The organism is Mycetocola sp. (assembly GCF_046716805.1).
Lineage (GTDB): Bacteria > Actinomycetota > Actinomycetes > Actinomycetales > Microbacteriaceae > Mycetocola_A.
In genome coordinates this window covers 17083-28593 of the sequence record NZ_JBKJWH010000074.1, presented here as the reverse complement: position 1 = coordinate 28593, position 11511 = coordinate 17083, and the positions used below count along the sequence as shown (strand labels likewise).

Sequence of the window (11511 nt, the reverse complement as noted above, 5' to 3'; positions counted from 1 at the left end):
TGGCAGTCGAGTCACCAGGCGATTTCCATCATCGCGGTGTTCAGTCCGGAACCGACGCCCATGAGCAGGACCCGGTCTCCCGGTCGCAGGGTCGCCGATTCCCGCTGCAGCGTGATCGGGATGGAGGCCGGTCCGACGTTGCCGAGCTTCGGGTAGGTCAGCGGCACACGCGTCCGGTCGATGCCGACGGCCTTGATCATGGCGTCGGTGTGGATGTCGGAGACCTGGTGCACGATGTAGCGGTCCATGTTCGACCAGGTCCAGTCGCGGCGGGCTTCCTTCCAGGCCGAGACGACAAGCTGCATGCCGCCCTTCAGCAGGGCCTTGGCGTCGGTGAACATCCCGTCGACGCTGCCGACACACAGTTCGTTGAACTGGGTGGCTGCGCGGGTGACGCCGCCGAGGATCCGGTGGCCTCCCGGATTGGCGTCCGCGCGGCCGAGTACTGCTGCGGCGGCGCCTGAACCGAGCGTGAGACTCGCGAACTCGCTCATGAAGTCCTTGCGGCCGATGCCGTCGCGACCGAGGCGCTCGATGGTGTTGTTCTGGATGTCGTCGGCGTCTTCGCCGTCGATGATCATGGCGTACTCGATCTGGCCAGAATCGATCAGCTGCGCTGCGAGGCTCATTCCGTTGACGAATCCGAGGCAGGCGTTGGCGATGTCGAAGTTGATAGCGGATGACGGCAGCCCGAGCCCGTGGTGGAGTTTGACGGCCACCGACGGCTCCAGGTGTTTGCGGGTCACCGAGGTGTTGATGAGCAGGCCGATCCGGTCCGCAGACACTCCGGCTTCAGCGAGCGCGCGGTTGCCCGCATCGACGGCGGCGGTGTCGAAAGACTGCGTCTCGCCCCAGTTGCGGCGTTCGTGAACCCCGGCGACGCGCTGCAGCAGCCCCGTCGGCAGTTTGAGCCGTTTGAGCACCGGGCTCAGGCGGGAGTCGATCTCCTCGGACGTCGTGATCCGGGTGGCGAGGGTGGCGGCGACGGAAAGCAACGCAACATTGCGATGTGTCGTCGTTGCATTTCCATCCAACGGAACTCCCTGTCCACGTGTCACTTCCGCGAAATCGCGTCCCTCGATTTTACGTCCCTGCTCCCTGATCGTTTACTGGGCTTGCGCTTACCGTCGCATACTGCGTAGCGGCATCCGACCGGGATGTGAAAAGCCCCGAGGTGGCGAGACCTCGGGGCTACATGGGAAGAGGCTTGAGAGCCTTTCCCCGTAGCAGGAGCGGGATTCGAACCCGCGACCTCACGATTATGAGTCGTGCGCTCTCACCAACTGAGCTACCCTGCCGCGAAACTTCGCCCGGGCTGACCGAGAAAGTAACGAGCCCCGAGTCGGGTTTGAACCGACGACCTCTTCCTTACCAAGGAAGTGCTCTACCACTGAGCTACCGGAGCGTGACCATCACAAAATGGCACCAGTAGAGAATAGCATCACTGGGGCGGGTACTATTACCGCCTGCGCGGATCCTCGCCCCGACATACGATGGAGCAGAGGATGACCGATGACTGAGAACGCAAATGCCCCAGCGCTCGACATCCTGCTCGGGAACCGTTATCGACTTGTCGACCTGATCGGATCCGGCGGGATGGCGTCGGTTTACCGTGCCCGCGATGAGGTCCTGGGGCGCGACGTCGCGATCAAACTCTTCCGCGTGGCCTCCACGAACGCCGATGATTTCGAGCGCCAGCAGGGCGAGATCGCGATGCTCGCCGGCCTTGCCCACTCCGGCCTGGTAACCCTGTTCGACGCGGGCAACGACGAGTCCGATCCCCTCAATCCGCGGTCCTACCTCGTCATGGAACTGATCCCAGGCCTCGACCTGCGGAACACGCTTGACCGGGGACCGTTGTCGAGTGACGATGTGCGGCACATCGGCGCTGACCTTGCTGACGCGCTCCACTACATCCACGAGCGGGGCGTCGTGCACCGGGACGTCAAACCGGCCAACATTCTTCTTGCCCACTCGCCGGGCAATGACACCCGCCCGCACCCGAAGCTCACCGACTTCGGCATCGCGAGGCTCGTCGACGGCGCTCGCCTGACCGCAACGCACTTCACCCTGGGGTCGGCCGGGTACCTCAGCCCTGAACAGGCGCGCGGCGAACATGTCGGCCCTCCGACCGACGTGTACTCGCTCGGGCTTGTGCTGCTCGAATGCGCGACGGGGCAGCGCGTGTTCACCGGCAAGGGCCAGGAGGCAGCGTTCGCTCCGCTCACCCGCGACCCGGAGATTCCAGCCCACCTCGACCCGATCCTGGCGGAAACCCTTCGGGCGATGACCTCCCGCTCGCCCGAGGCGCGGCCCAACGCCCATGAGGTCGCTCTTGCCTTGCGCGGGATCGCCCCGATCGACGGTTTCCGACGGAGCGTCGCACCTGACGCGGATGCCACTGCCGCCATGATGATGCCCGCTGAGACGCCCGTGGACGCGACGCGCCTTCTTCCGGTTTCCGAAGCGGTGACGGCGGTTTTGCAGCAGGGGCCTCCCCCGCTGCCTGAGACCACGGACGCACCGGAACCAGAACGCTCGCGACGTGCTCCCGCAACGCGGACCTCGTCTTCAGCGCGCCGGTGGCCGGCTCTCCTTCTCGCGGTCGCGCTGTGCGCCGCACTCCTCGTTCTCTCCATCTCCTTCGGCGCGTTCGACACCCCAGCTCCCACCGCCCCGAGTGTGGAGTACCCCGCCGTGCCCGGCACGATCGGGGAGCGTCTCAAGGATCTTCAGGAAAGCGTGGAACCGTGAGAAAAAAACTTCTGTCCGCATTCGCCGGCGCCACCCTCGTGCTCTCGCTGACTGCGGGGTGTCAGGCGACAGCGCCGGACATCACTACCGACCAGGCTGAAGCCTTGCAGTCCCGTGTCCTCGCGGTCACCTCTGCGGTCGCCGAAGGCGGATATGCGGCGGCACTCGAAGCACTGACGGCACTCGAAACCGAGCTCGACGCCGCTGCCGCGGCCGGCGACATCTCCTTTGCGCGACACCAGCGCATTGAAGCGGCGATGTCGGCGGTGCGCAAGGATGTCCAGGCCGCCATTGATGCGCAATCCGTGCCGGAGCCGGCTCCCGCTCCCCTGGAGACCACCGATCCCGTCGAGGAGGAGGAAGTCGCCCCGGCCCCGGAAACCGACGCCGAGAAGAAGGCCAGGGAGAAAGCCGAGGAGGCCAGGGAGGAAGCAGCGGAGAAGGCCGAGGAAGCCAGGGAGAAAGCGGCCGAAGACGCGAGGAAGGCCGCCGAGGACGCGAGGAACAACGGAAGAACCGGCAACGGTCAGGATGGCGACGGGGAGGACTGAGTTCCCCCTCGGCCGCCTTCGGCGACCGCGTGCCAGGCCAGTTAACTGTGCTCCTTCGCCTCCAGTAACGCTCCGGTTCGGGTTGACGGCGCGACGCCGTTGACAACGAAGTCCCCGACCGCTTGCTGACGGTAGATCGCCGGATTGTGCGACGCAACGGTACGCGCGTTTCGCCACAACCTGTCGAGGCGCCTGGCCTCCGCGGTGGCGGAGGCTCCGCCCACCTCGAAGATGCGACTCGTCAGCCGCAGCACGAGGTCGATCACCGTTGCCTGCACCCCAAACACGTGCGCCTCAGCCCGAGCGAAGTCGCCCTCCGCCGCGGTGCCCGCGAGTTGGTGCTCGCTGACGCCCTGAACCGTCGCCGCCGCAGCCAGGACAGCTGCTTTCACAGTCTCGACAACGCCGAAACTCTCCCCGACCACCTGCAGCGCTACCGGATCCTGGTTCGGCGGAATTGCCGGGTTGAAGAGGTTCCGGGTCCTGCCATTCACAAAGGTCACGATCTCGGCGAGCGCCGCCTGCGCGATGCCGGCGAGAGTGGCCAGATGTACAAGCTGGTACACGGCGTGGAGGATCGTGCGCGCGGCATCCTCAGGATGCTGCGGATGAACGAATCGCGGGTCGACGTCCACATCGACGAACTCGGTCGTCCCTGACCCGGTGAGCCGTTGGCCGAAACCGTCCCAGTCATCGAACACCGTGACCCCGGGTGCTCGGGTGCTCACCTGCACGACGGCGCGCACCGGCTCGGTCTCGTCAGGGTCATCGAGCGCAGCGCTCACCAGGATCCAGTCGGCATAGAGGGAACCCGTTGTGTAGTACTTCGTTCCGTCCAGCCGCCACCCCTCTGCCGTCCTCCGCACCACCGTCGACAGGTTGCCGAACGTTCCGGTGCGCTCGCTCTCCGCGTTGCCGACGATCGCCCCGTCAGCCAATCGCTCGAACCAGACCCGGCGGTAGCTCTCGTCCTGGTGTGCGAGGACATATTCGGTGAAGCCGATGTGACCTCGCAGAGCCTGCGGCAGGTTGGAGTCCGCGGCCCCGAGCTCGATCAGCAGCGCGGTGAGCTCATCGACGGTGGCACCGAACCCGCCGAACTCCTGAGGTACCCGGAGCCGGCCGAACCCGGATTCCCGCAGCAATTCGACTTCACCGACGGGCAGTTTGCGTGTCGCCTCCCGCTCAATCGCGCCCGCCCGGATGCGATCGAAGACCGGCGCAAAGTGTGCGAAGAGAGCGTCGATTCGGGTTGAACCGGAAGTGAAGGTTCTTTCATCGGTCATCTGCGGTCTCCTTCTTTGCCGCACTTTTGACGGCTGCATCCCCAGTCAAGTGAAGAAACTGCATGGCGTTGCGTTTGTTTCCTTCTGTGTCGCGCGGCATGGTGCGCGGCATGCGGCCGCCCATAAGCTCCCACTCATCCCACGGCAGAGAAAGGCATGACCCTCATGCACAAACACACCTTGAAGACAGTCCCGCTGATCGCGGCAGGCATCGCCGCCATGCTCGCGCTCTCCGGCTGCTCCGCCGGATCGATCGAGCCGTCGGCCGGCGCCAAACAGGTGAAGGGCGGCACCGTCTCATACGGTCACCAGCAGGAACCCGCGTGTGTCTTCGGCGGATGGATCGAACAGGCCTATCTCTCGTATCAGGTGCTCGACAACCTCGTCTCACTCGACGAGAACCACGAGATCGTGCCGTGGCTCGCCGAAACCTGGCAGGCATCCGACGACCAGCTGACCTGGACCTTCACACTCAAGGAGGGCGTCTCCTTCACCGATGGAACACCGGTGAACGCCGAGGCGATCGCCTACAACTTCGATTACTGGGCCGCCGGCGGCAACAGCACCGCGGCCGTCTGGCTCGGTGGCTACTACGAGTCGGCCGAAGCACTCGACGAACTCACCGTGCGGGTGAACCTCGCCAAGCCGTATCCACTGTTCGCCGAGAACCTCACCCAGGCCTACTTCGGTATCCAGTCGAAGCAAGCGCTCGAGACCCGCACCGATGAGGAGAACTGCGCCGCCCCGATCGGCTCCGGCGCCTTCACCGTCGGGAAGTGGAACCGCGGTGAGAACATCATCCTCCACCGCAACGAGGACTACACCTCCCCTCCCGCGAACGCCCGCCATGAAGGCGCAGCGTACGTCGAGAAGGTCGACTGGAAGTTCATCAGCGACGCCACGACCCGGGTCTCGGCGCTGCGGGCCGGAGAGGCAGACGCAATCTACGACGTGCCGGCGATCGAATGGGCCGGGATCGGCGAGCAGGGCTACGACCAGCTGAAGTACGTCACCCCCGGTCGTCCCCAGCAGATCAGCTTCAACACTGCGAAGGGCATCTTCACCGATGAGAACCTCCGCAAGGCGTTCGTCTACAGCCTCGACCGCGAGAGCATCGTCGACACCATCGGCAAGGGTGTGATCCCCTACGAGGGCAACGGTGCGGTCAGCCAGACGACGCCCGGCTACAGCGAGAAGGCAGCGGATGCCTACAGCTTCGACCTCGACAAGGCCAACGAACTCCTCGACGCGGCTGGCTGGACCGACCGCGACGACGAGGGTTACCGGGTGAAGGACGGCGAGACGCTGGATGTCCAATTCCCCTACTCCGGCGGAACGATCATCAACGCGGACGGCGCTTCCATCCTCCAGGGTGTGCAGCAGCAGGCGAAGGCCGCCGGGTTCAAGGTCGACCTCATTCCGATCCCGCCGAGCGCAGCGGCATCCGGAAAGTACTCAGGAGTTGACGGATACGACATCTCCGTCGGCTACTGGACGAGCGTGAACGCCGGAATCCAGTACATCAACTGGCGCCAGAACCTGCCCGAGAGCCCGAACAACTGGAACTCAGCGTTCTACAACGACCCCGCTCTGGAGAACCTCATCGTGCAGGCGAACTCTGCCGTCGACCTCGACGAGCAGAACGCGCTCTACGCCGAGGCGCAGGAGTACATCGCGGATCGCGCTCTGTCTGTCGGTCTGTACGACCGGCTCTCGACGCTCGCCGTGAACCCGCACCTCAAGGACGTCTGGCAGGAAAGCTCGCAGGGAGGACCGGTGTTCCATGACGCATACTTTGTCGAGTAGGACAGCGGATGCTCCGCCGGCCCGCGGGCGGCTGGCCGTCAGCCCGCGGGCCCGCGCCGTGATCGAGAAGCTCATCGGCGCCGTCATCGTGCTGTGGGGGGCAGCGACCGCCGCCTTCCTGGCCCAGATCGCCCTCCCCGGTGACCGGGCAACAACGATCCTGAACGTCCGCTCCGGCCAGACCCAACTGAGAACGCCCGAGGAACTCGCTCCGATCAACGCGGAGTACGGCCTGCAGAACCCGATCCTCGTGCAATACCTCGACTACGTCGGCGGGTTGCTGCGCGGCGACCTCGGGATCTCCTACCAGCAGCACCGTCCGGTCTGGGGAATCATCTCCGAGCAGGTCGGAGCCACGCTCACCCTCACGGCGGTCACCCTCGTGCTCGCCTGGGGAATCATGGTGTTCTGGGTGACCCTCACCGCCGGTCGGGGCCCGAAAATACGGGCGCTCGGTTCCGGCGTCGACACGGTGACCGCCGGTCTCCCGCCCTACTGGCTCGGCATTCTCCTGCTGCTCGTATTCGCCCTTGGACTCGGCTGGTTCCCGGTGATCGGGGGAACCGGCGCCAACGGGATCGTGCTTCCGGCGCTGACTCTGGCGATTCCGCTCGCGGGTTTCATGGGCCAGGCAACACGAACCGAGTTCGAACGCTCGCTCACGGCACCGTTCATCGTCACAGCCCGGATGCGGGGAATGAGCGATCTCGGCATCCGTCTGCGCCACGTGCTGCGGCACGCCGTCCTCCCCGCTGTGACCCTGTCGGGATGGGCGATCGGCGCGACCATCTCCGGTGCCGTCATCGTCGAGTCGCTGTTCACCCGGCCCGGGATCGGCAGCGTCCTGATCACGGCTGTGGACTCGCAGGACCTTCCCGTCGTCACCGGTGTGGTCGTCCTCGTCGCCGCCACCTACGTGATAGCGAATCTGCTCGTCGACCTCGCGTACACCGTCATCGACCCAAGGATGAAGAACTCATGACCGAAGTTCGAGAACGGACCGGCGCGCCGGCGCGGCGCCGGAACCGCGTTCATGTCGGATTCCTCGCCTCAGCCCTGACCCTCGGCATCTTTCTCATCGCCGCGGTCACACCGAACGTTCTCGCCCCTCACGATCCGTTCGCCATGGACTTCACCCGGGCGTTGCAGTCGCCATCCCTCACGCACTGGTTCGGCACCGATGAGTCGGGCAGGGACCTGTTCAGCCGCGTGATTTACGGCGCACGGGAATCGCTCGCGATCGGTGCAGGCGCCGCGGGCCTCGGCATCGTCGTCGCCCTCGCGCTCGGCTCGATCGCCGCGCTCGCCGGGCGGATTCCAGCCGGAATCGTCAACCGGATCATCGAGGTGCTGTTCGCCTTCCCAACCCTGCTGCTCGCACTGCTGCTGGTGTCAATCCTCGGCTCGTCCCCGCTGACTCTCGTCATTGCGGTCGGCCTCGGCTCGGCGCCCGGCTATGCGCGCATGGTGCGCGGGCAGATCCTCTCGTCCAGGAACTCCGGATACGTCGAAGCCGCCCGTGCGCTCGGCCACCCCCGGTTCACGATTTTCCACCAGCACATCCTCCCCAACGCGCTGCGCCCACTGATCGCCATCTTCACGATGGGTGTCGGTCAGTCGATCGTCTGGGCATCCGGAATGGCCTTCATCGGACTCGGTGTCGCTCCCCCGTCGCCGGAGTGGGGCGCTCTCCTCGACGCCGGACGGGCCTACATCACCCAGGCGAGCTGGCTCATCGTTCTTCCCGGGTTCGTCATCGTTGTCCTCGCGCTCGCCGCGACGACTCTCGGCAAGCACATCCAGAACCACCTTGAGAAAGGCGATGCATGATGACGATTCTCGACCTCTCCCTGCGCTCCGAGACCGGGCAGCAGTACACAACAACGCGCCGAGCCGTCCGGCTGAGTGTCGACAACCTGAACGTCGGCTTCTCCCGCAACGGCACGGTGCGGCCCGTCGTGAAGAACGTGTCATTCGACCTCGAGGAAGGGCAGTGCGTCGCAATCGTCGGCGAGTCCGGATCGGGAAAGAGCGTCACCGCGCGCACGTTGGTCGGCTTGACCGGCTCGAACGCGATCATCGATGCCGGTGGCATCCGGTTGGGGGATGACGATCTCACCACACTGTCCGCACAGCGCTGGCGATCCATCCGTGGCCGCCGGATCGGCTTCATCCTGCAAGACGCACTCGTGTCCCTCGACCCGCTGCGCCCGGTGGGGAAGGAAATCGAGGAGGCGCTCGCGCTGCACGGCTGGGGGGACCGCAGATCACGCAAGCTCAAGGTCCTCGACCTGCTGACGAGCGTCGGAGTGCCGTCGCCCGACAACCGCGCACGCCAGCGGCCCGACGAGCTCTCCGGTGGGCTCCGCCAGCGGGCGCTGATCGCTTCCGCCATCGCCCTCGACCCCGAGATCGTGATCGCGGACGAACCGACTACAGCGCTCGACGTGACCGTCCAGGCCCAGGTACTGCTCCTGCTCGAGGACATGAAGCGGCGCGGCACGTCGATCATCCTGATCAGCCACGACCTCTCGGTCGTCGCGCATCTCGCCGACCAGATCCTCGTGATGAGCGGCGGTGAAGTGGTGGAGCAGGGAACCGCCCATCAGATCCTGACCGAGCCGCGGCATCCGTACACGAAGAGCCTGATCAACGCTGTTCCGTCCAGGGACACCCGCGGTTCGCGCCTCGCACCGGCGCCGGAGGTGGCGCCCGTCCACACGGCGGCGCACGCCAATGACGAGCATGCGGCGTTCGACGGTCCGGTGCTCGAGGCGACCGGGCTCGTGAAGCGCTTCACGGCGCCGGACGGAACCCGCACGACAGCGGTCAACGATGTCTCGTTCACGCTTGCGCGCGGCGAAACACTCGGCATCGTCGGGGAGTCCGGCTCAGGCAAGTCGACGACAGCGCGGATCGCCCTCGCTCTCGAGAACGCGGATGCCGGCACGGTGCGGCTGCTCGGCCAGGTCTGGTCGGCTGTTCCCGAGACCAGACGCCGTCGGCTTCGGAAACAGATCTCGGTGGTCTACCAGGATCCGCTGAGCTCATTCGACCCGCGCTGGACCACTGAGCGCATCCTCCTCGACAGCCTGCCGACCGGCGCGTTCAGCAGCGCGGCACAGAGGCGCGAACGCGTTCTCGCTCTGCTCGCCCAGGTCGGGCTGCCAGACACCGTTCTGCACCGGTTCCCGCTGCAACTGTCCGGTGGGCAACGCCAGAGAGTCGCGATCGCTCGCGCGCTCGCGCCCTCACCATCGATCGTGGTGCTCGATGAGGCGGTGTCGGCGCTCGACGTCTCCATCCAGGCGCAGATCCTCGACCTTCTCGTCGACCTGCAGAAGGAGTTCGGTCTCAGCTACCTCTTCATCTCACACGACCTCGGCGTGATCAGTCACATGAGCGACCATGTGCTCGTGATGAAGGACGGTTGCGTCGTCGAGAGCGGCACCGCCGACCAGGTCTTCACCGCGCCCGCCCATCCATACACGCGGGAGCTGCTCGGCGCCCTGCCGACCCTCGACGAACACCGCTCGGTGTCCGTTTCCGCTGCCGCAGCATCCGTTCCCGCCGCAACAGAAGGATCCACACCATGACCACGCCGAGAAAGCCGCTGCACTTCAACGCCTTCGTGATGAACACGAACTCGCACATCAACCACGGCCAGTGGCGGCGGCCGGATGCTCAGCAGACCGAATTCAACGACGTGAACACGTGGATCGAACTCGCCCGCCTGCTCGAGGATGCCAGGTTCGACGCGATGTTCTTCGCCGACGTGTCCGGGCTGTACGGCGACTCCGACGCCGACTACGAGGTCTATGTGCGGCACGGCCTGCAGATCCCCAGCAACGACCCCACTGTGCTGCTCGGCGCGCTCGCCGTTGTCACCGAGAACATCGGCCTCGCCCTGACCTCGAACGTCATGCAGAACCACCCGTTCAACTTCGCCCGGCAGGTGTCGACGCTCGACCACATCTCGAACGGTCGGATCGCGTGGAACGTCGTGACCGGCATGCAGGACAACGGTGCACGCAACTACGGGCTGCCGAAGCTCACCGACCATACCGAACGGTATCGCTGGGCCGAAGAATACGTCGAGGTGACCTACAAGCTGTGGGAAGGATCCTGGGACGAAGGGGCGCTGCTCAAGGACAAGGAGAACGGCTTCTACTCCGACCCGAGCAAGGTGCACAAGATCTACCACGAGGGTGAGCGGTACCGGGTCGAAGGCCCGCACCTGCCGTCCCCGTCACCGCAGCGGACCCCATTGCTGTTCCAGGCCGGGTCGTCCGGCTCGGGGCTCGCCTTCGCCGCCCGCAACGCCGAAGCCGTGTTCATCATCTCGCCGACGCCGGATGCCGCGCGCGTGCAGATCGCGGAGACCCGCCGCCTCGCCGTGGAAGCCGGGCGCAATGCGGAGGACATCAAGTTCTTTCCCGGCTTGAGCTTCATCATCGGCGACACCGAGGAAGAAGCGCAGGAGAAGGCGCGCGAGTACGACAGGTACGTGAGCGTCGAGGGTTTCCTCGCGCACTCCGCCATGGTCGACAGCGAAGGCAGGGTCTACGATCCCGAGACCCCGATCAAGGATGTCGACACCAACACGACGAAGGGTTTCCTCGAGTGGGCGGCACTCGCGATTCCCGACCGTGAGCCGACCCTCGGCGACCTCGTCCGCCAGCGGGCCAACGTCAACCGTATCGTCGGAACCCCCGAGCAGATCGCCGACGAACTGGAGCGGTGGCAGGACGCCGGAGTGGACGGCATCAACGTGATCAACTGGGTGATCCCTGGCTCCTTCGCCGAGTTCGCCGACAAGGTGCTTCCCGTCCTCCGCGAGCGCGGGCTGGCGCAGAAGGACTACGCGCCTGGCACGCTCCGCGAGAAGCTCTTCGGCGAGCCGAGGCTCAACGAGCGGCACCCGGCCGCCGCCTACCGCGGAGCGTTCACCACCGGGCCGACGACGTGGGATGAAGCCGACGAGCAGCGGCGCGCTGATGCACAGGAGGAAGCTCAGACCACCCGGGTGTGACGCGCAGACGGGGGCGGCATCCGCCCGCACACCACCACCACCCATTTCACCCATTCCGGACCGATGCACTCGGCGCACCGGG

At 65.7% G+C, this 11511-nt stretch carries 9 protein-coding genes and 2 tRNA genes; 7 read left to right on the top strand and 4 right to left on the bottom strand.

Going from position 1 to position 11511, the window contains the following annotated elements; translation table 11 throughout:
- Positions 1-11 precede the first annotated feature (11 nt).
- From ACLQ62_RS06090 to ACLQ62_RS06080, 3 genes are all read right to left on the bottom strand, one after another.
- Complete coding sequence (locus ACLQ62_RS06090; RefSeq protein ID WP_411720766.1) at positions 12-1034, bottom strand: 3-oxoacyl-ACP synthase III; 1023 nt, start codon at positions 1032-1034, stop codon at positions 12-14.
- A 190-nt stretch (positions 1035-1224) separates the two neighbouring features.
- Positions 1225-1298, bottom strand: a tRNA-Met gene (locus ACLQ62_RS06085).
- Between the two features lie 35 nt (positions 1299-1333).
- Positions 1334-1405, bottom strand: a tRNA-Thr gene (locus tag ACLQ62_RS06080).
- A 107-nt stretch (positions 1406-1512) separates the two neighbouring features.
- Between ACLQ62_RS06080 and ACLQ62_RS06075 the strand changes: the two genes are divergently transcribed.
- Positions 1513-2754, top strand: coding sequence for a serine/threonine-protein kinase (locus tag ACLQ62_RS06075; RefSeq protein WP_411720765.1), 1242 nt, complete (start codon positions 1513-1515; stop codon positions 2752-2754).
- The gene (locus ACLQ62_RS06070) at positions 2751-3305 is read left to right on the top strand and encodes a hypothetical protein (RefSeq protein WP_411720764.1); all 555 of its coding nucleotides are present in this window, start codon (positions 2751-2753) and stop codon (positions 3303-3305) included. The genes ACLQ62_RS06075 and ACLQ62_RS06070 overlap by 4 nt, the downstream gene beginning before the upstream one ends.
- Before the next feature lie 41 nt (positions 3306-3346).
- Here ACLQ62_RS06070 and ACLQ62_RS06065 read toward each other — a convergent pair whose 3' ends face one another.
- Positions 3347-4591: an acyl-CoA dehydrogenase family protein gene (locus ACLQ62_RS06065; RefSeq protein ID WP_411720763.1), complete on the bottom strand. Its 1245-nt coding sequence runs from the start codon at positions 4589-4591 to the stop codon at positions 3347-3349.
- A gap of 165 nt (positions 4592-4756) precedes the next feature.
- Between ACLQ62_RS06065 and ACLQ62_RS06060 the strand changes: the two genes are divergently transcribed.
- The 5 genes from ACLQ62_RS06060 to ACLQ62_RS06040 are packed head-to-tail and all read left to right on the top strand — an operon-like array spanning position 4757 to position 11429.
- Positions 4757-6397, top strand: a complete 1641-nt coding sequence (locus ACLQ62_RS06060) for an ABC transporter substrate-binding protein (RefSeq protein WP_411720762.1) — start codon at positions 4757-4759, stop codon at positions 6395-6397.
- Entirely contained in the window at positions 6375-7379 is a 1005-nt protein-coding gene (locus ACLQ62_RS06055) for an ABC transporter permease (protein ID WP_411720761.1), read from the top strand. The genes ACLQ62_RS06060 and ACLQ62_RS06055 overlap by 23 nt, the downstream gene beginning before the upstream one ends.
- The gene (locus ACLQ62_RS06050) at positions 7376-8227 is read left to right on the top strand and encodes an ABC transporter permease (RefSeq protein ID WP_411720760.1); all 852 of its coding nucleotides are present in this window, start codon (positions 7376-7378) and stop codon (positions 8225-8227) included. The genes ACLQ62_RS06055 and ACLQ62_RS06050 overlap by 4 nt, the downstream gene beginning before the upstream one ends.
- Complete coding sequence (locus tag ACLQ62_RS06045; RefSeq protein WP_411720759.1) at positions 8224-9993, top strand: dipeptide ABC transporter ATP-binding protein; 1770 nt, start codon at positions 8224-8226, stop codon at positions 9991-9993. Before ACLQ62_RS06050 ends, ACLQ62_RS06045 begins: the two co-directional genes overlap by 4 nt.
- The gene (locus ACLQ62_RS06040) at positions 9990-11429 is read left to right on the top strand and encodes an LLM class flavin-dependent oxidoreductase (protein ID WP_411720758.1); all 1440 of its coding nucleotides are present in this window, start codon (positions 9990-9992) and stop codon (positions 11427-11429) included. Before ACLQ62_RS06045 ends, ACLQ62_RS06040 begins: the two co-directional genes overlap by 4 nt.
- Positions 11430-11511: the final 82 nt, after the last annotated feature.